The sequence below is a fragment of the Neorhizobium huautlense genome (assembly GCF_030811685.1).
Classification (GTDB): domain Bacteria; phylum Pseudomonadota; class Alphaproteobacteria; order Rhizobiales; family Rhizobiaceae; genus Neorhizobium; species Neorhizobium huautlense_A.
In genome coordinates this window covers 114,015-135,478 of record NZ_JAUSRF010000011.1, presented here as the reverse complement: position 1 = coordinate 135,478, position 21,464 = coordinate 114,015, and the positions used below count along the sequence as shown (strand labels likewise).

The following is a 21,464-nucleotide window of genomic DNA, read 5'->3' as shown; positions in this document are numbered from 1 at the left end:
GAGATTTGAAATGAGTGTATCGCGCGGGAGCTATACCGCCCTGTTCCTCTTTCTTGTGCTGGTAGTGGCTGTTGGCTTCACCATCGGCCTCATAATCCGGCCGGGCGAATGGTATCAGTCGCTGACGAAGCCATGGTTTACGCCCCCGAATTGGCTGTTCGCGCCGGCCTGGACACTGGTTTACATCTTGATCGCTATTGCAGGCTGGCGGGTCACAACCGTTGAAGGGTTCAATTCGATAGCCTTCCGGCTGTGGATGGCACAGATGCTTTCAAACTGGACATGGACGCCTGTGTTCTTCGGGTTTCACCAGATCGAACTCGGCCTCGCCGTGATCGTCTGCCTCTTGGCAATCGTTGTCGCTTTCATGATCAAGGTCCAGGACAGATTTGCACGATGGTGTTTCGCGCCCTATGCGCTCTGGCTCGTCTATGCGACGTCACTGAACGCCGCGATCTTCCTCTTAAATTAGGAGAGGACAGTGAAAGCTCTTGTGATCGGATCGTCTGGCGGCATTGGCCAAGCACTGGCGGCGCGTCTGCGCGTCGACCTTGGTTCCGATGCCGTCGCAACACTTTCTCGGAGCGAAGACGGCTTCGACCTTGGTGATGAGGCGTCGATCACACAGGCAGCCCGCGATCTGGGTGACAGATATGGCGCGTTCAATCTGATCATCAACGCGACGGGAGCGCTGATGATCGACAGCCCTTCACCTGAGAAGACGATCAAGGCCATCAGCGCGGACGCGATGATGTCGCAGTTCCGCGTCAACGCCATCGGGCCGGCGCTTCTGCTGAAACACTTTCATCCGCTGCTGCCTCGAAAGTCACGAAGCGTATTCGCCTCCCTGTCGGCGCGCGTTGGCTCGATCGGCGACAATCGCCTGGGCGGATGGATTTCCTACCGCGCCGCCAAGGCGGCGCAAAACCAAATCATTAAGACCGCAGCTCTTGAAATCGGCTGGACGCATCCAGACGCGATCGTGGTGGCCCTCCACCCGGGAACGGTCGCAACGCAATTGTCACGACCGTTTTCAAAGGATCATCACACTGTCGAACCGGATCACGCGGCGGCGCGGCTCCTGGAGGTTTTAGCAAAGCTCGGCCCGCCACAGTCGGGCGGGTTCTTCTCATACGATGGCGAAGCGATTGATTGGTAGCCGCTTCATTCAAACGCATCAAAGTTCAGAGCTCATAGTTGGGTAGCTCAAAATCATCGGCTTGCGATCCCATAACTTTCGACAAACTCTTTTTGACCAAAGCCAGATCGGCTACCCGCAGAACGATATGTTGCAACGCCACGCCAAAACGAGATTGCGGCTGCAGGAATTTGGGTGCCGACTTCGGAACATCCTGAGCCTTCTCCACGAACGGCCCCATGATTTCCTCATAGCGGTCCAGCGCCTCGCTCACGTCGCCCCCGTTGACAAGTTCGCCGGCGAGGACGTAGGCACCGACAATGGCGAGTGTCGTTCCCATTCCAGAGATCGGAGTTGCACACCATGCGGCGTCGCCAGCGAGAACAACCGTTCCCTTCGACCACCGGGGCATTTTCACTTGCCTCAAAACATCGAAATAGAAGTCGTCTGCTTGTTCGAAGCCAGCGAGCACACGTGGTGTCTCCCAACCAGCGCCCGCGAACCGCTCGCGCAGGAAGTTCTTCTGTTCGCCCACACTGAGCTCGTCTTCACCTGACGGAGCTTTTTGAGCTGTCAGGATCGCCCGTGTCGTGCCTTTATTATCTGGTCGAAGCCAAATGCTGCGGCCTTCACCGGCCGTGTAGATCCGGTAGAAGTCGGTATCGCTCGGCCCCTTCGGGATTGTAAAATATCCCATGGTGACATCGAGCGTTCGCGGTTCATTTTCGCCCGGAAACACGAGTTCGCGCGTCGAAGAGCCCGCGCCTTCCGCCACGATCACCAGGTCGAACGTCTCCGTGCCGCCGCTTTCAAACGACACGGCGGCACTCCCCTCGCCATCATCGATGGATGTGATCTTATCTCCAAATCGAAATTTGACACGCTCCCTACAAGCGTCGAACAACAGTCGCGCCAGATCGCCGCGAAGGATTTCGAGCTCTGCTGTCGGCCCTTCAGAGCCCGTGTCTTCCACGCCGAATTCCGCGAGCGTCTCGTTGCGTTCATCGACAAATCGAATGCCCGCCTCTCCGGTTCCGGAAGCGCTGACTCCCTCTTCCAGGCCCATCTTTCGAACGACCTCGCGTGCGGCGCCGCGCACGTCTATATTCTGGCCACCATCCCCTAAAGTCGCGTGTCTCTCCAAAACGGTAACATCGAAATCTCTCCGAGACAGCCACCACGCCAGCGAGCAACCTGCTATGCTGCCACCTGTGATCAGTATCCTTTTTTTCTCTCCTAGAGCGTCGTCGGTCATGTCAACGGACGCCCGGACACATGAATGGCGCCTGTGTCGCCTAGCGTGCGTTGTACCGCGGCTATTTCACCCTCCGCCACATCCACTGAAACTTCGATTTCCCCCGTCAACTTTCCGTCTTCTCGCGGACCGTCCTCATGATAACGATCGCCGCCAGATGGCGCTGTGCCACCTGAATTTTCGTGCGCGGTCGGCTGAACGAAAATATCGGGTCGAGGCACGCCGTTCTTCTGCACCAGATGCTCGATCGCCAGGTCGGCCTCTTCACGCGTCCGGAACAGGGCAGTGATGGTGGTGGTACTCGAGTCTGACATGATTTCTCCTCCGTTTCTTGAAGCATACGGCATTAAGCGAAGCGGTTCGTGCGTCTCGAATTTAAGCGTCAGGTTGGTACGGTGGGGCGCAAAAGCTTTTCAAGGAATGACAACCTCTCAAGCCCGTCGTCCGTTGAAAGTTTGAAAACCAGCCGCTCGTCGCGGTATTCGCCTTGGCAGACCTGCGACATTGCCTCAAACTGTTTGCGGCTCGGCTTCGACGCAAAACTCAGCGCCAGGCCGCGCGGTCCAGCATCGATCCTGCAAACACCAAATCGGTCGGCAGCAATACGAAGTCGGGCAAGCCGGATAAGTATCGAAACCTCGTCGGGGAGTTCTCCGAAACGGTCGTCGAACTCGTCCTGAAGATCGTCCAAGGCTTTGAAATCGCCAGCCCGGAGCAATCGTGTATAGAGGTTAAGTCGCACCGTGCCGTCCGACACGTAGTCCTCGGGTATCGTGTGGGTGACGCCGAGATTTACCGCGACATCCTGCTGTTCGCGAGAGACCTCTTTGCCGCCTGAAAGCACCGCGCGCTCCAGAAGCTTTTGATAAAAACTGATGCCGAGGAGCCTCATGTGACCGGCCTGATCGTCACCGGCGATGTCCCCGGCACCCCGCATCTCGAGGTCCTGCATGCTAAGAGCAAAGCCTGCGCCTAAGCGGTCGTTGGCCTCCATGGTCGACAGGCGGGAACGGGTCTCTTGCGCGATAACGTCTTCTGCGAGAAGCATGGCAGAACCTTGTGTCCGGCCACGTCCCACTCTGCCACGCAATTGATGCAGCTGCGCGATGCCAAATCGATCGGCCCGCCAGATGACGATCGTATTGGCTCGCGGCACATCGAGGCCACTTTCGATAATATTGGTGGACAGAAGAACGTCCCCATCGCCATCGGCGAAGCCGACCATGACCTCGTCCATATCGGCAGCTTTCATTTTGCCGTGTGCGACGCGAACCGACAGTTCGGGTACCAGGTCTTTTAAAGTTTGATGAACGCCATCGATGTCGTCGATCTGCGGCACGACGACGAAGCTCTGTCCGCCGCGCCGAAACTCGCGGAGCAACGCAACGCGCATGGAAGGTCCATCGTACGGACCGAGCGTCGTTCTGACGGGGCGCCGCTTGGAAGGAGACGTTGCGAGGAGGCTCACGTCCTGGATACCGATCATTGCCGATTGCAGTGTCCGCGGGATCGGAGTAGCGGACATGGCCAGGACATGTAGCGAAGGCGAAAGCGATCGCATTGCCTGTTTGTCACGCGCTCCGAACTTATGCTCCTCATCAATAACCAAAAGGCCAAGGCGAGCGAAACGGACATCTTTGGCAAGAACGGCCTGCGTGGCGATGACGACGCCGACCTCTCCAGAGGCCAAGCCGGCTTTAACCTCGGCTGCCGCCTTTCGATCCACGACCCTCGACAGCATCTCGACTCTGACGACCATGTTGGCAAATCGACGCTGGAACGTGAGATAATGCTGACGGGCCAGCACGGTCGTCGGGGCTATCACCACTACCTGCGCGCCACAGAAGGCCACCGCAGCCGCGGCCCTCAACGCGATTTCAGTTTTACCAAAACCGACATCACCGCAGACGAGGCGGTTCATTGGCGTCCCAGAACTCAAATCCTGGAGAACTGCTCGGATCGCCGATGACTGATGAGCTGTCTCAGAGTAACGGAACCGGCGCACGAATTCTGCGAAGGCTTTCTGAGGTGGAGCGAATTCCTCTGCAATGGTTTCGCCCCGAACCTTGGCGAGCCGCCGAAGATGGCGCGCAGCTTTTCCAATGTCCTTGTTGATCGCCGCGCGACGTTTTGACCACGCTTCTGTATGAAGGCGATCCAGTGATACCGCATCGGGCGACGATCCGTAGCGCCAGAGTTTACCGAACTCCGACATCGGCACGAGGATGGACGCGCCGTCTCGATATTCCAGCCGCGCCGCGTCTTGACCGATGCCCTCTACCTGTACCGTTTCGAGCGCCTTCAAGATCCCGACGCCGTGGTCTTCGTGAACGACGACGTCGCCGAGTCGAATTTGCGGCTCCCTCAGGAAGTTCGACGTATCGACCTCTTCAATATTTTCGCCGAAGACGTCGGTCGGAGTCACAACGTGGATGTCGCCGACCGCGAAGCCACGATCCAATCCGCATTTGAGGGTCAGCAAAGATCCGGACGGAGCCGAGAGACATGCCATCCAGCCATTCGCCGCCGTTACCTCTGACACTTGCGCCACGGCCCGCAACAGACCGTCCATGGCGTCGCCGCAACCAGCCAGGACAATCGTTTTGCCCTTCAGCATTTGCTGATGGGTAAATTCGGCCAAGGCTTTCCGGCGATTGCGGCCTTCGATTTCATGCAAGGGAAGTGCGTCCGAATAATCGATGGCGCAGCGATCAAACTGAGCGATCTCTTCAAGAAACCGCTCTTCACTAAGATAGAAAGCGTGTGACTCGCGGAGCGCGCCCAACTGCCCATGCGCCTCTGTCGCGTCTTGAATGATCGCAACGAGTTCGCCGAGCTTGCCTTCCCAACCTTGCTGTAAGCAGACAGAGCTGTCTGCAATGACATCGAAAAGCGTTTGCACGCTGCCGTATGTCTGCAGCATCTGGCGTTCGACAGATATGGCACGCCCGTCGGCCGCGACTGCAATTTCATCGTGGATCAATTCGGACGCTGGCCCGAAGGTCATTTGATCGACTGTTTCGGTCGTCCGCTGAGTCGCGGGATCGTAGAACCGCAGCTCCTCGATCCGGCCATTGTCATCAAGCACGATCCGCATCGGCAACGAGCTGCCAGCGGGAAAAACGTCAACGATGTCGTCACGGAAGACGAGTTCCCCAGGTTCGTCAGCCAGCGCCTCTTCCAGATAGCCCGTTCTAATAACGAAGTGCCTGAACGCGTCGCAATCGAAAGGCTGTCCAACCTTGAAAGTAATCTCGCTGTCCTGAACAATGGAAAGGGGTGGAACCGGCTGCAGGGCCGCGCCTAATGATGTGATAAGTAGCCTGGGCTTCGATGAGGGTTGCAGCCATACACGAAGCGCGTCCATGCGTCTTCCCATTGCCTGTTTCGAAGGTGCAACCCGACCGAAAGGAAGGCAGTCCCAGGGTGGAAGCAGAAGAACATCGATACCGGGTCCGAGACATCTGGCGGCTTTGGCGATTTGTTCCGCTGTCCCATCCGTCGAAGCAATGAAGACATGCGGTTGCTGGTTCACCTGCATGATCTCAACAAGCTTGGCTGCGACGAGTGACGGGTTAATCTGTACCGGAGACGGCAAGACCGGGATCGTAACACTTGAATACTCGGATACGCGCAAGTCATTCTCCAGTCTTTTGAATGTGTCAAATCGTTTGAAAAAGCGACTATCCGTAGTAGCGAGTTACAGCATATCCACCTGCGCTAGCGAGCCCTGTCAGCACAGTGCCCCAGATCATATCGACGACGCTGAGGGTTACGGGCCAGTTCTTCAGGGTTGACAGATTGGTGATATCGTAGGTCCCGTAGGCGGCGAGCCCAAGCAAGGCGCCATAGCCGGCCGCTGTCCATAGCGACCCCACTTCAAGCCCGGGCCGGACTGCCAGAACAACTATCGCTGCAGCGAAGAACAGGTAGAACACTGCGGCCACGGCAAGATTTGGCGACGGCAGCATCAGATCGCCGAGTTGCTGTTGGTAGAACTTGCGGGCAACTACGCCCAGCCAGATGGCATCGATAGCCAAGAACAGGACGAGCGTCGAGAAATAGGCAATTCCAAATGTCTTCATCGTGCTCATCCGTTTTCTGTCATCTAGCAAAGCTGGTTATCGGTCTCTCGAACCGTAGGCTCGGGAGGATGATATGATGTAGATGTCATGCAGCCGCCGCGGTTCGGCGCTTCAGCCATCTCAGCACGCGAATTTCTTCCTCGTCCAGCCACTGCTGCAGCCGCTCGCTTTTGCTCTTGAGCTTCAGGACGTCTCGCAGCATCCCCGACTGGAAATCCTCAAACACTGCTGGATGGATGTAGGATGAGCGGCACACAGCACGTGTGTTGACGAGCTTTGCAGCCACCGTGTCGATCGCTTCGTTCAACTGACGGTTCAGTTCTCGTTTCGTGGCGGCCGCCTCGAGCGCTGCCAGTGCCTCGACCGCCATACAAGTGGCGCCCCAGGTTCGGAACTGCTTCGAACTGAAATCGTCTCCGGTCACTTCGCGAATGTAATCGTTGACGTCATGGGAGGAAATCGCGCGGCGGCCACCGTCATCGCAAACGTATTGGAAGAGATGCTGACCTGGAAGTTCCTGCAGTTTTCGAACGACGTTGGCGATACGCCGATCGCTGTGCGCCAAGTTCCATTCCTTGCCGGACTTGCCTTTGAAGCGGAACTTCAAGCTGCCGCCCTCGACCTTCACGTGCCGGCTGCGCAAGGTCGTCAGACCGTAGGACTTGTTCGCCTCTGCATAGGTCGCGTTGCCGACGCGGATGTAGAGGTTATCGAGCATCCACACTACGGTGGCCAGCGCCTTATCCATGCCAAGACCGCGAGAACGGAGGTCCTGCTCGACCCTTTCACGCAAGTCAGGCAAGCGGTCCGCAAAATCGACGAGCCGTTCAAATTTCGCCTTGCCGCGTTCTGCGTGCCAGTCAGGATGGTAACGATATTGCCTCCGGCCCCGCGCATCTTTGCCGATTGCTTGCAGATGCGAGAAAGGATTAGTTGATATCACCACATCGGTGTATGCCGGTGGGATCGCCAAGGCGTTCAGACGTTTTATCTCATCGGCTTCTTTTATCCGCCGCCCGTCTGGACGGTAATACAAGAAGCCGTTGGCCCCCACCGTACGCGTGATCCCGGTCTCCAGACCTGGAACATAAACAAGCCCTGAGGCAAGCTTCGCTTCAGCCGCGATTGTGTCGATTTTCGTAATGATCTGGTTCATTGGCCAATAACTCACAGATCGAGCGGCTGTTCCGCGCTGCAGGACAATCCATGAGCCGACGATCCGGAACATCATCGCTGCTTCTTCGTTGGCCGCCTCCAGTGAACGCGAAAGGAAACTTCAATGACGTTGAACGGCAGAAAAATTGCGATCCTTATCGCACCACGCGGTACCGAAGAGCCCGAATTCAAGCAGCCGAAGGACGCCGTTGAGGCGGCTGGTGCGTCGGTAACCGTAATCGGTATCGAGAAGGGCGAGGCCAAGACGAACAATAACGATCTCGATGCAGGTGGCAGTTTTGTGGTGGACAAGGCGGTTGCTGAAGTTTCCGCTGCGGAATTCGATGGGCTTGTCATTCCCGGCGGTTGTGTCGGTGCTGACAAGCTCCGGGCCGATAAGGACGTGGTCGCTCTCGTACATTCGTTCTTCCAACAGGGCAAACCGGTAGGTGTCATCTGTCACGGACCATGGCTGTTGGTGGAAGCCGACGTTCTTCAAGGACGGACCGTGACCTCGTTTCCGACGGTCCGCAAAGACATCGAAAACGCAGGCGGCACATGGGTCGACGAGGAGGTGGTCTGCGATCAGGGCCTTGTCACTAGCAGAACCCCTGACGACCTTCCGGCATTCTGCGACAAGATCGTCGAGGAGTTCGAAGAAGGAAAACATCGCGGGCAGACACGCAGCGCATAACCCGTTGTTTTATGACTATATATCAGCACTTTTGCTAGCGGAACCTTCGCTTGAAGTGCAGCGTTTCCCGATCTTTCGGGGAGCGCCTCATGTCGATATCACAGCCAATCCGCTATTCATCTGATCTGGAGAGCATCAGAGATGACGAGAAAGAGACGATTGCTGGTCTGAATGAACAGTTCGACGTCATTATGCAGAAGACGGCGGAAGATTATGGTCATGCCGTCCGCTCAGTGCATGCGAAGGCGCATGGCATCATCGAAGCGGCGATGACAGTCGCAGCCGGCCTGCCGCCTGAGCTGGCCCAGGGTATGTTCGCGACGCCCGGAGCTCACAAGGTTTTTCTCCGCCTCTCGACGAATGCCGGCGATATTCTTCCCGACGCAATCTCCTTGCCTCGAGGCCTTGCCATGAAGGTGCTTGATGTCGAAGGGCCGCGGCTTCCTGACGCCGAAGGCTCGACACAAGATTTCATCATGGTCAACGGCCCTGTCTTTCAAGCCCCGAATGCCAAGAAATTTTTATCCAGTCTGAAGCTTCTCGCAAAGACGACAGACCGGATGGAAGGCACCAAGACTGTGCTGTCGAGCGTGCTCCAGACGGTGAACAAGGGCCTTGAAGCGGTCGGTGTTGCTAGCCCGACCATTCAATCCCTCGGTGGCGCGCCGAATTCTGACCCACTTGGCGAGACATATTTCAGCGTCACACCGTTCCGCTACGGTGATTACGTAGCCAAGTTCAAATTGAAGCCGATCTCACCGGACCTGACACAGCGGACGGACACCCTCATTGACGCAACCGTTCGTGAAAACGCCATTCGCGAAACTGTTCAGGCGGAAATGCAGGAAACCAACGGGGTCTGGGAATTCCAGGTCCAGCTCTGTCGAAATTTGGAAGACCAGCCCATCGAGGATCCGACGGTCGAGTGGAAAGAGGAAGACGCTCCTTTCGTTACTGTAGCGAAGGTCACTGCGATGCCACAGGATAGCTGGAGCGACGTGAACGTCCAAAAGGTCGATGAAGAGATGCGGTTCAGCGTGTGGACCGGTCTAGATGCGCACCGGCCGCTCGGCAACATCAATCGGGCGCGTAGAGATCCCTACCGACATTCGGCAGAGTTCCGAGCCCGCTTCAATGGCTGCCCGTTCCACGAGCCATCTCACTAACCCTTCCTGAGCTTCTTCCCCATGGCGTTCCGGTAAACGGAGCGCCTTCGTCCTTTTTGATCGGAAATCTTCCATGACTGAGATGATGCACAATCCTGAGTCCGGCGGCCCTTCTGGCGGCTGGGGATCAGTCAAATCGATCGCACGTATCATTGGTGATGAGCGGCCGTCCCCAATGGTTCTTGAGGAACTGGCCCGACAGAACAAGCCGGGAGGCGTCATGTGCGTCTCCTGCGCCTGGCCCAAAGCGGTAAATTATCACCCATTTGAGTTTTGCGAGAACGGCGCGAAAGCGACAATCTCGGACCTGACGAGCGCACGCTGCACCCCAGAGTTCTGGACCGATCATACTGTGACCGCGCTTCGCGATTGGAAAGACTACAACCTCGAACAGACTGGCCGACTGACACACCCCTTGCGTTACGATAGCGCAACCGATCGGTATGTTGAAGTCGCTTGGGAAGACGCCTTCGAAGATATCGGCAAAACGTTACAGTCCCTCCCGCGCGAGAGCGTTGTTTTCTATTCGTCTGGTCATGCGGGCTTGGAAGCATCCTACCTCTATGCTTTGCTGGCTCGAACGTACGGCAACAACAATCTTCCACAAAGCTCGAACATGTGCCACGAGACGACATCGGTTGGGCTGCAGAAGGTGATTGGCTCTCCAGTCGGAACTATCGTTTGGGATGACCTGGAAAAAGCTGACGCTTTTTTCTTCTTCGGCCAGAATCCAGGATCGAACAGCCCGCGCTTCCTTCACCCGCTCCAGGAGGCGAAAAAGCGCGGGGCAAAAATTGTCACGTTTAATCCTGTAATGGAGCAAGGCCTGGTTTCCTTCGTCAACCCGCAGAGCCCTGTCGATATGCTGACGGGACGCGAGACCCAGATCAGCGATGAGTATCTTCAGGTTCGCGCTGGCGGTGACATCGCTGCCATTCTCGGTCTCTGTAAGGTCCTCGTCGAGGCGGACGATGCCGCCCTGGTGAGCGGAGCGCCGCGCTTTCTCGACGTCCCTTTCATCGATGAGCACACGGTCGGTTTTGACAGCTTCATCGATCTTATCCGATCGACAGAATGGAGCACAATCGAGGCGGAAAGCGGCCTGACTGAGGACGCGATCAGGCGTGCCGGTGAGATTTACGCTCACGCGGAGCGCGTGATCGGTGTCTACGGGATGGGGCTGACGCAGCATTCACAGGGCGCTCTGAACGTTGCCATGGTCGTCAACCTCCTTCTTCTGCGCGGCAACATCGGGCGCGAGGGTGCAGGATGCTGTCCGGTGCGTGGCCACTCGAACGTTCAAGGCCAACGAACTGTCGGTATTGCGGAGAAGGCCAAGCTTATCCCCATGGACAAGCTGAAGTCTCTCTTTGATTTTGACCCGCCAACCGAAGATGGTGTGACGATCGTTGATGCCGTGAAGGGCATGATGGCGGGAAAGATCAAGGTAACTATATCGCTTGGCGGCAACCTGGTCCGCGCCGTTCCCGATCAAAAGGCGATGGAAAACGCCTGGGCCCAGCAGGATTTGACCGTCGTCGTTTCGACGAAGCTGAACCGAAGCCACCTCTTTCCAGGCACGAAGTCCTACATCCTTCCGTGCCTTTCACGCTTAGAGCGCGACGAGCAAGCCACGGGCGCGCAGTCCGTCACCACCGAAGACAGCTTTTCTCACATCTCGGGATCCGTCGGCAAACGTACGCCAGCCTCCAAACACCTTCGAAGCGAGCTTGCAATCGTGACCGGCATTGCGAGAGCGACCGTTGCCCCGAGCCCAACGCTGAAATGGGATGAGTGGACGGGTGACTATGGTCTCGTCCGTGACCTCATCGAGGCGACCTACCCGGATCAATTCGAGCACTATAACGATCGTATGTTTAAGCCGGGCGGATTTTACCGGGGCAATGCGGCACACGAGCGCGTCTGGAAGACCGAAGAGAAAAAAGCAGTCTTCACGACACCCAAGCAGCTTAACGCCTTGGCGTTCAGCGATGCCGAGGGGCGCCACCGCCTCGTGACCATGCGGTCGAACGATCAGTTCAACACGACGGTTTATGGGTATTCAGATCGGTTTCGCGGGATCGAAGGAACCCGAGACGTGGTGCTGATGTGCGCCGATGATATCCAGTCGGCGGGGCTGCACGAGGGGCAGGTCATTACCCTTGTGAGCGATTTCGAAGACGGGATCACGCGTGAGCTTCCCGGTCTCACGGTAACCAAACATAATCTTCCGCAAGGAACGATTGGAGCGTACTATCCTGAAGCTAATGTACTGGTTGCGATCGACCATCACGATGAGTTGTCGAAGACGCCAGCGTCGAAAGCAGTGCCTGTCCGGATTCAGGTGAAAACCCACGCAGCCCTATAGTCAGTATCACGAGGTCACATGACGGACGCTTACTTGTTTTCGACTGACCACGCCGGATCGCATCCGCCTTACCTGATCGTTCCCGAACAGAATTCCCCTCGCCCAGGACATCCTAATGGCAAGTCTTGGGTCCCTTTCAAAGCGATTAGATTCAAGGACGCTACGTTCGTCGGTGATCCTGAGGCAATCGAAAACGCTGTCAAGACGGATGGGTCATACATTGGCGGTTAGACCGCGTGCTCGGATTCTCGCTCCAGCATTGGTCAATTACCTTACCCGACCTGTGAAAGGCTGCTGTTAGTATCGGATTTGGCTCGACAGTTCGGGTTAGCCCCTTTTATGACTGTAGCCCGGTTCGAAGCCGCGCTGAACCGTCACGCATGGCGTTCACACGAGTTCGATAGCGCCGGCCTTCGGTGATTTGGTAGCTGTCGCGGCACGACGGCTACGAGCTGGCCGCATCAGGTCAGCGATTACAGATCGAGCGACGATCTGTCCAAGCTCGGCGGCACTGGTGATGCCTTGGACAAAGGGCCGCTTGTGGAGAAGATAAGACACGGCGGGGATATGCAGACGCCGCACCGGCTTGATCCCGGCAATAAGCGGCCGACATTGTTCGTCGACATCGATACCACCGGTACGCCTTAGGTTTCCACGCGGAGTAACAGTTCGCGCTTGCGATATCAGTCCAGCGTCGTGAAGTGACGGGAATGGCAAATCATCCGCCGATAGGGTTTTCTGTCCCGTGGCGTCGATAAAGGTATCGAACTGCAGCGTGCCGTCCTCGAACGTGACGATAGCACCGCGTTCGACATTGTCCGATGAAATCTCCGATCGGTCGCCGAGCTTTATAATATTAAGCCTATTGGCCTTACGGAGCGCAATCAGGCGCTCGATCGATAGATGGGGTACGGTGGCATAATCATCGGCAAAAATGCTCTTGAACGATCGGTTGAATCGCTCAAGGTCCTCCGCGGTAAAATAGCTGACAGCGGTCTCAATAATCTCGTGGATGATCAGGATTGCATACCGCCATGCCACCGTGCGCTTGGCTGCATAGTTTCGTTTGGCTTCGTCGAGGTTCGACGCAGCCCATTCAAAAGGGTCAAAGCTGTCTCTCACGCCGTAATAGGCTGCTGCAAACGTGTCGACCGTCAGCTCATTAAGCCCGATGAACTGAGCATATTCCGGATCGGCTACCAACAGTTCCTGACGGAGAAGGTCGAACACATCGTCGAGCAGACCGCTACTGCCAAGCGCCATACGGGCAGCCACCGCTTGCGTCGTGCAGATCAACGGATCTTCGTAAGGGATGGGAAAGAAGAAGTCGGCTTCGGGAAGTAGCCCTTTGCGCGACATCATCGACACCTCAAACCCTTCGTGACCATCCTGAACCTGGTAGTTGAGACAACCATCCGCGTTTCGATCGAACCGGCCAAACATGGTTGCAACCGTCATTACCGCGTCGATCGCACTCAGCGAAGTTCCGAGCACACCGATCTTACCACTCGGGATCGACTGCAGCGCGGTGGCGGGCCATGGGGCGGCAAAGTAGCCCGGCGACGTTTCGGGTGCGGACGGGAAACTGTGCCCCGTTGCTACGATCACATAGTCGAAGAGTTCGAGGCTCGCTTCTTCTCCGTACTTCACGACAAAGCGATTGCCACTGGGTGCGATGTCCGCGACCTGAGAGCGCTCGCAAACACAGATCGTATGGTTCGCCTGCTCACCCTTAGCCACGATCCTCTCGAACTGCGCCCGGAAATAGTCGCCGATAACGACACGTGGGTAGAAGGCACGATCAGATATGCCGATGCGTTCGATCTCGAATTCCGACAGATATTCTTCGGATTGTTCGGCAAGCCAGGCAACGAGGGTCTCAGGAAGATCAGGAATTTCGATGCTCGGAATGTTCGACAGCATCGCAGGATCGTTGATCCCGCGCTGATAGGGCGTCCCCTTGCCGGCTATAGCCGAATCTTCGAAAATCACGATTGCTAAAGATGACTTGGACTTTGTAAGATCTTGCAGGGCATACAGAGCCGTCGGGCCGGACCCGACGATGGCGACGCGTTTACGCATTTGGGACTCCAGCAGCGCGGGACGCACTGCGCAGCTATCAAACGATTACTTCGACAGCCTGTTCCAGCCTTGGCTGGTCTTTCATTGACGACACGCACGAAAAAGCCATTTACGCCTTGGACGCAGGAATAGAAGGCAAGCGTATGAAACTTTTCATGTTCTATATCGGCGGTGATTGCGGTGGATCGAATATCGAGTTGCATGACATCCGGTTTTCGATTGGAGAGAGCGCGGAAGACTGCTACGACGACTTGCGGCAGCAATGGTGGGGCGATCCAAAAAGTCTCCACCTCGATTGCTGGGGCGAGCTCACCCAAGCGGATGGATTTGACATTGATCTGGTGACAGCCTCACCCTCAGAGACTGAGGAAAAGTTGTTCTTCCTCAATTTCGGAGGATATGACGCCAAGGAGTTCGGCGAGATTCACAAGAAAGTCCTTCTCATCGCTTCCGACGCGCGAGCTGCCACCAAGAAGGCACTATCGGAAGTGCGTCACTGGCAATTGCCTCACAAGGACAACGTCTTCGAGGTGGAAAAGGCGATCGACGTCAGCGCACAAGCAAAGCATTATGGATACTCGATCCGGTTGACAAAAGCTCTGGAAGAACGGCCGTTCGAATTCGTCTGCAAATATCTCAGACTTGCCTAGCTGTGTATTTCCTCCGCAGGTAACGCCGGACGCATTCGTCGCCATAGGTAGCATGACTCACATCGATACGATGCCGGATGGCCGTTGGCCGCACCCTGAGACTGAAAAAGAGCCATGAGCGAGCAAGCAGTGTCAACGATCTTAAGCTTTGCCGCGAGTCGACCCACGGGCACGACGTGCCCGAGCGAAGTCGCACGCAGCCTCGCAAAGGACAACAACACTCCCCACGACTGGCGCAGATACATGCCGATGGTCCACGATGCAGTTGATGCCCTGATCGAGCGAGGAGAGATCGTTCTGACATGGAAGTCCTCATTGATGACCGAACGATCAGGTCCCTATCGTATACGCGCCCCGCACAAGCAGGACTGAGGAAGTAATTGCCGATCAAAGAACGCCACTAGGGTCCTTTTCAACCAAGCATCTGACGAACCTTTTCTGCCATCAAGTCCATTTGAAATGGCTTTGTCAGGACCTGCATATCGTCGCTGAGTGTTGATTCCCACTGGGAGCTGATGGAGTGGATGCCCCGTCCCGACGGCATCGCAATGTGCCATGAACGGTTCCTTCCTGATTTCCGGCTGCAGGGCGACGAAGGATGTCGTCGCGCTTAGTCAGAACGATGCAGGAGCGGAATGGTTCGTCAGATTGCGGGAACTTGCTTCGGCACCAAGGAACCAAGCCGGTCGCATCTGGTTACCTTCCTTCACGAGGAAGGAAACCCATCATGGCATTTATCGAAGCAAAAGACGGCACTCAGCTCCACGTCAAGGATATGGGTCAGGGCCATCCGGTCGTGCTAATCCACGGCTGGCCCCTGACTGGCGACATGTTCGAATATCAGACAGTCGCGCTTCTCGAAGCCGGCTACAGGGTGATCACCTATGATCGCCGCGGGTTCGGCCAGTCGGGCCATCCCGCCGACGGCTACACCTATGACGTCTTTGCTGACGACCTTGCGTCGGTGCTCGAAGGCCTCAAGGTTGAAAAGGCGCATCTTGTCGGCTTTTCGATGGGCGGTGGTGAGATTGCACGATACCTCTCGCGACACGGCGCGTCGCGCGTCTCAAAGGCGGTGTTGATCTCGTCTGTCGTGCCATATCTGCTCAAGGATCACAGCAATCCCGATGGTGTCGATTACAGCGTCTTTGCGGATATGAAGTCTCAGGCGCGGGAAGACCGTTTCGCCTTCCTCCAGAGTTTTGCCAAGACCTTCTATGGCGTCGGTCTCGTCAGCAAGCCCGTCAGCCAGGGCGTGCTGGACTGGTCGTTCGTGCTTGGCGTGATGGCGAGCCCGAAGGCGACGATCGACTGCATCGACGCTTTTGGCCGGACCGACTTCCGGCCTGACCTTCAGGCATTCACGATCCCGACGCTTGTCATCCACGGCACGTCGGACAAGACTGTGCCGATCGATCCGGCCGGCCGCGCCGCGGCGAATGGAATTTCTGGATCCAAGCTGATCGAGTATGACGGCGAGCCGCATGGTCTGTTCGCGACGGCCCCTGAGCGGCTGAACCGCGACCTGATCGAATTCCTCGGTTGAGAAGAAATACCCAGCCAAACCTGTGTGGCTTGGCTGGGTACCAATTCCGAGCGGGTCACTTACGCCGCACCCTCAATAGTCGTCATTTGTGAAACCGTGCATTTTTCTGCAAGGCCTCTTTGATCTCTACTTAAGGTCTTGAACGGATTTGAACCTTCGCCCCGCAAATCAAAGCTGAACGATTCCAGATATTTGCGTTCGTCGCCCAATAAGCGCTGATTTATCTATTTATCGTTCGAAAGCTTGAGGTGGAGGCCTATTCTCTTGATTTGCTGCCAAGTGGTAGCAGACATTTCCACACTCATAGGCGCAAACTTGACGCACTCAGCTACCCTTAAAAAGGGCTAGGAGGGCTTCATGTTCAGGCCCTTTCGGTGCCATGGCAAGGAAGGAGCCAATTGACGTCCGCATTTCATGTCCACCTGAGGCAGGATTGCTACGGTGCAAGACGAAACCCTGATCCGTCCTTTCATGCCCGCAAAGGAACCAACGATCCCCGTTCGAACTCGTGTAGAATTCGACGTCGTTGTTTTGGTTGAGCGCCGTCCTCGTCGCTGCGGGCTGGGGATATTCGTCCGGTGCAATCATACCGGACCGGATTTGCGCAATAAGAGCAACCTCCACCAAGCGATTTGAACCTGCTTCTGGCTTCAGGTCGAGCGTGGCATAGCCTGCTCGCTTGAGAAGCCTGTGAAGAAGAGACTGCTTCAGGTCGCTCATGTTCACCACAGCCAGCCCTCCGCAATCATGAACAGGATGAAGGTAAAGCTGATCACACTGACGACTGCTGGAGCTGTACTAAAACAGTTTCGCCAGATCTTTTCTTGGGCAGAAGACATATCCCCTCCTCATATTCAAACATTGATGGGCTTAGAATGAGCCGACCAGCGTGAACGCACCGGCTGAGCGCGCTCACAACCAAATCGCTGGTGCTGTCTTTCGGCCCCGAACCGGGCGAATCGCTTTTGGCTCAATCGGCTGCGCTTCTCGTAACTGACGCAGCCGGGCTGTTTTGCTGACGCGGGCCGCTGTCTCCATTTCCGTAATTTGCCGTGCGACATCCGTTGTGGTTTTGGCCCTATCCTGAGCGGAGATCTTTTCGGGTTTAAAGAATGCATCTTTTGTGGCTGCCATGAATGTCCTCCTTCAAAGGATGGTCGACCAATTCGGCCCTCTAGTGATAGCCACCAAGGAGAAGCCTTCGGTCGAAAACATAAAGGCCGGGCGCTAACCCGACCTTTCAACGTCTCTCAGCTCTGCTGCCAGTACATCCGTGGTCAGCGGAGCAAATGGGAAGTTTAAGCTGCCTGAAGGTTTTCGGCCGAGCTTTTGCCGGACTTAAGGTCCGCGACAACCTCGTACGAAATTTTCTGGCCGTCCGAGAGCGAATGCATTCCGGCGCGTTCAACGGCAGACGCATGCACGAAGACATCCGCGCTACCATTGTCAGGCTGAATAAATCCGAAGCCTTTGGTGGAGTTGAACCATTTAACGGTACCAGTATTCATGACGATTTCCTTTCAAAGCAATCGTTGGGGTTCCCGCGATGCCTTGCGGGTTAAGGTCGATTATTTGAGAGGAAATCCGACGGGAGCGATGCTCCGGACCAAAATCACAAGCAATGGTCGATAAAGCTTATATGGATACAATTTATGATATTGCAAGGGCACGCACTACGCAAACGTGCATCTTGGCGAATAGTAGCCAGGTACAGGTTGATCACGTTTGTGCGGTGGACGTATTAGCTCTACCGCTTTCTGAGCGGACTAAGGTTTGCCTCAAGCTGATGGCGTTTCATGATCCAACTCTCGGGTAAGGGTCATTGTGGCATGATGCCTGGAGGCACAGCTTGGCTTGGCATTCAAGAGAGATGTGTTGACCACCCCTCACTAAGCGTGCATGCTTTAATTCTCGGCAGCCTTTTGCAAGGGCGCTGCTGCTCAAGTCGAGGCTTGGCCCCAATTGAAGGAGGACGTGATGTCTTCCGATACCCCAACTGTAGATTTGACAAAAAGCGACCTAGAGATGCTGCGCCGTGTCTTGGACGATGCAGCGTTAGAAACTGGAAGACGAAACGTCTCCGCCCTTCTCATTATCAGATTGTTCCAGTCAGGTATGCGTTCTCCAGCAGATCTGGCAAAAGCTTTACACCGATGTATCCCGTGCGATCTGGAAATATCCTCAAGACTTGTGGGACATCTCACGTTCGGCCTACCGCTGGCCAAATCAGTTTCTCGAACAAGATCGCTACACTGATCGCATTGATTAGCTCGTAGGCACTATTTGAGCGCTCTGGAGTTTAAGATTGGGAGCGGGCAAAATCGGAAATGGAAAGCGAAAGATCAGCGTGGGTGAGAGGCACCAACAGCGTTTCAGTGCGACCAGAAATGCGGACAACTCATGGTCGGTTCTCGATAGCCTCACCCAGGCAGCGGCTCTTATATTGGACTTGGCAATGATTGGCCTCGAGCAAGAGACCGCTGAAAAACTCGCCTGCATCCTTAACAAAGCTCCCGGATTGAGCTCAGGGCCAACACAGCACTGAACCGCGCCGGGGTTGCCGAAGGCTACTGCGTAAGTTATGCGGCCAAGTCCAATGCGGTTCAGGGATAGTCATCCGGCCCACGAGACTGACGTCAGCCTAAACGTGACGTCTCTGTGAAAAGGTCGGAAAGCCATGCCATCAGTTACGCAAGCGCACTTTTCAGCTCGTTGGACCTCACCGGTTGTAGTGTCACATGCGGATGCTGCACGGATTCTTGGGCCCGGCGACGCCTTGCGTTTCATGAATTCGCATTTCAAGCGCCAATCCGGCCCATTGTATTGGCGTGCCAGATCTCTTTGCTTCGGCGCGCTCATCGGAGAGGTGCATCCGGAAATGGCACGCCCTCATTTCGTCGCAGCATATGCGGCTGAGTCTCTAGCTTGTGACAGCAGGTAACACGCGGCCTATGCTCATCAGGAGATTATCGTGCCCATCTCATCACGCCGTCACGCCAATGACAACAGCGAGCAAAATCACAGGGCTCTCTCATTCGACCAAACTACACGCATCATCGATTGCAGTCCCCATCCAATTAGGCAATTTGCAACAAGCGTAAATGGCGATAGGTGGTTTCTAATCAACGCAACGGGAATGGCGGAAGCCTTTGTGCTTCATAAACAGACTGAGCGAGCGGGTGGGCATCAGACGATGATCAGCATGCGGGAATTCCTAAATCGCGATGGCAGTTCCTCTGAAGAAATAGCGCTGGTCGCTTTGCTTGCAGGTGAACAACAACTGAAGGTCCATCCTGGACCGTCTGAATGAATCAGAAGCGACTTTTGACGAAACGATTGTGAAGGGGAACCTTGTTGTCGAGCAGGCAATCACCTGCAAACAGCTATATGCATACATCCGGGCGCGTCAATGGCTCGAAATATTGACCGCTTAGCGAGCAAGCATCGCTCCGAACGCATCTCGATGGCATTAGCTTCAGACGATTCGTGGATCGGGGAGATTGGGCTTCACACGCCAGTCATCGGGAGGATCGAAAAGCACGCTGCCGACAACCGTATGACTATCACTTATGGCGCCGCCCATCGAGAGTCGCCACTGCGAGCGTATTGGGTTGGTTTTCGCGCTTACCGTTTAGCTCTCATTTCCATGTATTCTACGTATGCATCCACGAAACACAATCGGGCATGAGAGGGAGCTGCCCTGTTGCGGACAGCAAGACGACATGCGGTCAGCGCGGGCCGATATTTTTCCCCATGGCATATGAGGAAATCGGAAAGCAAGAACCGTAGCGCTGCGGAGGGTCCTATTACGGGCACTAAAACTTCCATCCGGTCACGAACATAGACCGGCACAGTCCACCGTAATGCAAAATCAATCCGGATCAGCGACGTCATGCCGCCGCCTCGCCAAATATCCCTGGCGCACGCGGGCATCCGCCAACATTGCTGCCTACCATGTCGGTAAGGCGACGATACTCCGATCCACCTCGCGACCTACCCATCAAGCGTAAGCAGAAGCTCGGCGATAGGGATAGTCGAGAAACTGGAAAACGTATCACAGACGGCGTAGGGCAGAACGATCAGATTGCCGTGCCGCATACCACCGCATGTATAGACCACATTGGGAACATATCCTTCGCGTTCTGATGGTTCAGGCCGCACCAGCGGCTCGCGCGAGCGAGCGATCACTCTGGAAGGGTCATTTTTGTCGAGCAGCGCCGCTCCGATGGCGTATCGACGCACTGGTCCCACGCCATGTGTGAGCAGCAGCCATCCCTCATCCAGCTCGATGGGCACGCCGCAATTTCCCATCTGCACGAATTCCCAAGGGTATCTCGGCCGCAGGATAGGCTCGCCCCCATTCCACACATGAAGATCGTCAGAATAGAGAAGATAGAGGTTTTCGTTATCCTGCCTTCCGATCATCGCGTATCGCCCGTCAAATTTGCGCGGGAAAAGCGCCATGCCCTTGTTATGGGAGGCCGTACCGGTCAACGGCGTCATCGTGAACGACAGGAAGTCGCCGGTCTGCAAAAGCTCGGAGCGGATCGCCTTGCCGTTATAGGCCGTGTAGGTCGCATAAAACGTCGTCTCCCCTTCGTCTTCGAAGGCAACGAACCGGGCATCCTCGATGCCGTTCGACTGCGCAAACGTGACGGGAAAGATGACACGTTCGCTGATATGCTGACCCGAACCGAAGCTCAGCCGCACCGGCTCCTCGCCCAAGAGGGGTAACGGCGTGTGAATTTTCGGTGTTACCGCAAGCCTTGCTGTCGGCTCGATCTCGACACTGCCATCCGCGTCGATCACGCCGGTTCGGAATGTCAGTGAAGAGACATGACCCTCCCCCACCGCACGCAGGCTCAACACAAAACGCTGGCTGCCTGTTGCCAAACCGGACTGATCCGGATGTGCAACGATGCTCGGATTGAAAAGAGCTGACGCCTCAAACGAATATTCATTGAGGAAATACGCGCCGACCAGTTGCCGCTGCGTTTTGCTGAATTCTGCATGCGTCGAAAACGCATCTTCCATCTCGTCTGCTCGTTCTTCGAAAGTCGCCAGCAGGTTGCGGTGACGCCCCTCGAAATGTTCCAGCACATCCGCCAGCAGCGCTTCGGCCACCTGCAGATCAAGCGCCAGAACCCGGTCGACGATATGATTGGCCCGTGTCTTGTCGGTCGGATTTAGATCGCGTGGCTCGGTCGCAGGTTTGAATGGCCTGACGAGCACGCGTGAGGGGTCGGGCCGCAGCAAGAGCGATTGACGGTTAACGATAGTGGCTTTTGACAAAGCGATCTCATTTCAAATGGATTGGAGATTGGG

The 21,464-nt window shown here is 55.9% G+C and carries 21 protein-coding genes; 10 read left to right on the top strand and 11 right to left on the bottom strand.

The window, feature by feature from the left end; genetic code table 11:
• Window positions 1–10 precede the first annotated feature (10 nt).
• Window positions 11–472 carry a TspO/MBR family protein gene (locus tag J2T09_RS17165; protein ID WP_306836862.1) on the top strand — a complete coding sequence of 154 codons (462 nt, stop codon included), beginning with the start codon at window positions 11–13 and terminating at the stop codon, window positions 470–472.
• A gap of 9 nt (window positions 473–481) precedes the next feature.
• Complete coding sequence (locus J2T09_RS17160) at window positions 482–1,159, top strand: SDR family NAD(P)-dependent oxidoreductase (protein ID WP_306836860.1); 678 nt, start codon at window positions 482–484, stop codon at window positions 1,157–1,159.
• A gap of 25 nt (window positions 1,160–1,184) precedes the next feature.
• Here the strand turns inward: J2T09_RS17160 and J2T09_RS17155 are convergent, their stop codons facing one another.
• The 5 genes from J2T09_RS17155 to J2T09_RS17135 all read right to left on the bottom strand — a co-directional run bounded on the left by J2T09_RS17155 (window position 1,185) and on the right by J2T09_RS17135 (window position 7,634).
• Window positions 1,185–2,393, bottom strand: coding sequence for an FAD-dependent oxidoreductase (locus J2T09_RS17155; protein WP_306836858.1), 1,209 nt, complete (start codon window positions 2,391–2,393; stop codon window positions 1,185–1,187).
• On the bottom strand, window positions 2,390–2,707 hold the full coding sequence (locus J2T09_RS17150) for a hypothetical protein (RefSeq protein WP_306836857.1): 318 nt from the start codon (window positions 2,705–2,707) through the stop codon (window positions 2,390–2,392). The genes J2T09_RS17155 and J2T09_RS17150 overlap by 4 nt, the downstream gene beginning before the upstream one ends.
• Before the next feature lie 68 nt (window positions 2,708–2,775).
• On the bottom strand, window positions 2,776–6,030 hold the full coding sequence (locus J2T09_RS17145; protein ID WP_306836855.1) for a DEAD/DEAH box helicase: 3,255 nt from the start codon (window positions 6,028–6,030) through the stop codon (window positions 2,776–2,778).
• 46 nt (window positions 6,031–6,076) lie between these two features.
• Window positions 6,077–6,478, bottom strand: a complete 402-nt coding sequence (locus tag J2T09_RS17140; RefSeq protein ID WP_306836987.1) for a DUF2177 family protein — start codon at window positions 6,476–6,478, stop codon at window positions 6,077–6,079.
• A gap of 85 nt (window positions 6,479–6,563) precedes the next feature.
• The gene (locus J2T09_RS17135) at window positions 6,564–7,634 is read right to left on the bottom strand and encodes a DNA topoisomerase IB (protein WP_306836853.1); all 1,071 of its coding nucleotides are present in this window, start codon (window positions 7,632–7,634) and stop codon (window positions 6,564–6,566) included.
• A 123-nt stretch (window positions 7,635–7,757) separates the two neighbouring features.
• Here J2T09_RS17135 and J2T09_RS17130 point away from each other — a divergent pair, with 123 nt between their 5' ends.
• From J2T09_RS17130 to J2T09_RS17120, 3 genes are all read left to right on the top strand, one after another.
• Window positions 7,758–8,327, top strand: coding sequence for a type 1 glutamine amidotransferase domain-containing protein (locus J2T09_RS17130; protein ID WP_306836851.1), 570 nt, complete (start codon window positions 7,758–7,760; stop codon window positions 8,325–8,327).
• 89 nt (window positions 8,328–8,416) lie between these two features.
• On the top strand, window positions 8,417–9,493 hold the full coding sequence (locus J2T09_RS17125; protein WP_306836849.1) for a catalase family protein: 1,077 nt from the start codon (window positions 8,417–8,419) through the stop codon (window positions 9,491–9,493).
• Window positions 9,494–9,566: 73 nt separating this feature from the next.
• A complete protein-coding gene (locus tag J2T09_RS17120) occupies window positions 9,567–11,861 on the top strand; it encodes an FdhF/YdeP family oxidoreductase (protein ID WP_306836847.1) in 2,295 nt (764 codons plus the stop codon).
• Between the two features lie 387 nt (window positions 11,862–12,248).
• Here the strand turns inward: J2T09_RS17120 and J2T09_RS17115 are convergent, their stop codons facing one another.
• Window positions 12,249–13,943 carry an FAD/NAD(P)-binding protein gene (locus J2T09_RS17115; RefSeq protein WP_306836844.1) on the bottom strand — a complete coding sequence of 565 codons (1,695 nt, stop codon included), beginning with the start codon at window positions 13,941–13,943 and terminating at the stop codon, window positions 12,249–12,251.
• 155 nt (window positions 13,944–14,098) lie between these two features.
• Here J2T09_RS17115 and J2T09_RS17110 point away from each other — a divergent pair, with 155 nt between their 5' ends.
• The 3 genes from J2T09_RS17110 to J2T09_RS17105 all read left to right on the top strand — a co-directional run bounded on the left by J2T09_RS17110 (window position 14,099) and on the right by J2T09_RS17105 (window position 16,139).
• Window positions 14,099–14,593, top strand: a complete 495-nt coding sequence (locus J2T09_RS17110; protein WP_306836842.1) for a DUF1543 domain-containing protein — start codon at window positions 14,099–14,101, stop codon at window positions 14,591–14,593.
• 114 nt (window positions 14,594–14,707) lie between these two features.
• Window positions 14,708–14,965 carry a DUF3253 domain-containing protein gene (locus J2T09_RS27625; protein WP_373458498.1) on the top strand — a complete coding sequence of 86 codons (258 nt, stop codon included), beginning with the start codon at window positions 14,708–14,710 and terminating at the stop codon, window positions 14,963–14,965.
• Between the two features lie 355 nt (window positions 14,966–15,320).
• Window positions 15,321–16,139 carry an alpha/beta fold hydrolase gene (locus J2T09_RS17105; protein WP_306836839.1) on the top strand — a complete coding sequence of 273 codons (819 nt, stop codon included), beginning with the start codon at window positions 15,321–15,323 and terminating at the stop codon, window positions 16,137–16,139.
• A 324-nt stretch (window positions 16,140–16,463) separates the two neighbouring features.
• Here the strand turns inward: J2T09_RS17105 and J2T09_RS17100 are convergent, their stop codons facing one another.
• From J2T09_RS17100 to J2T09_RS17090, 3 genes are all read right to left on the bottom strand, one after another.
• The gene (locus tag J2T09_RS17100) at window positions 16,464–16,859 is read right to left on the bottom strand and encodes a hypothetical protein (RefSeq protein ID WP_306836837.1); all 396 of its coding nucleotides are present in this window, start codon (window positions 16,857–16,859) and stop codon (window positions 16,464–16,466) included.
• A gap of 192 nt (window positions 16,860–17,051) precedes the next feature.
• Window positions 17,052–17,273 carry a hypothetical protein gene (locus tag J2T09_RS17095; RefSeq protein WP_306836835.1) on the bottom strand — a complete coding sequence of 74 codons (222 nt, stop codon included), beginning with the start codon at window positions 17,271–17,273 and terminating at the stop codon, window positions 17,052–17,054.
• A 164-nt stretch (window positions 17,274–17,437) separates the two neighbouring features.
• Complete coding sequence (locus J2T09_RS17090) at window positions 17,438–17,647, bottom strand: cold-shock protein (RefSeq protein ID WP_306836833.1); 210 nt, start codon at window positions 17,645–17,647, stop codon at window positions 17,438–17,440.
• 1,169 nt (window positions 17,648–18,816) lie between these two features.
• On the opposite strand from J2T09_RS17090, the gene J2T09_RS27620 reads away from it, so the two are divergent.
• Window positions 18,817–19,080 carry a DUF982 domain-containing protein gene (locus J2T09_RS27620; RefSeq protein WP_373458496.1) on the top strand — a complete coding sequence of 88 codons (264 nt, stop codon included), beginning with the start codon at window positions 18,817–18,819 and terminating at the stop codon, window positions 19,078–19,080.
• Between the two features lie 30 nt (window positions 19,081–19,110).
• A complete protein-coding gene (locus tag J2T09_RS17085) occupies window positions 19,111–19,449 on the top strand; it encodes a hypothetical protein (protein WP_306836831.1) in 339 nt (112 codons plus the stop codon).
• A 314-nt stretch (window positions 19,450–19,763) separates the two neighbouring features.
• Here the strand turns inward: J2T09_RS17085 and J2T09_RS27615 are convergent, their stop codons facing one another.
• The gene (locus J2T09_RS27615) at window positions 19,764–19,967 is read right to left on the bottom strand and encodes a DUF982 domain-containing protein (protein WP_373458505.1); all 204 of its coding nucleotides are present in this window, start codon (window positions 19,965–19,967) and stop codon (window positions 19,764–19,766) included.
• Between the two features lie 165 nt (window positions 19,968–20,132).
• Window positions 20,133–21,431, bottom strand: a complete 1,299-nt coding sequence (locus tag J2T09_RS17080; protein ID WP_306836829.1) for a glycoside hydrolase family 130 protein — start codon at window positions 21,429–21,431, stop codon at window positions 20,133–20,135.
• Between the last annotated feature and the right edge of the window lie 33 nt (window positions 21,432–21,464).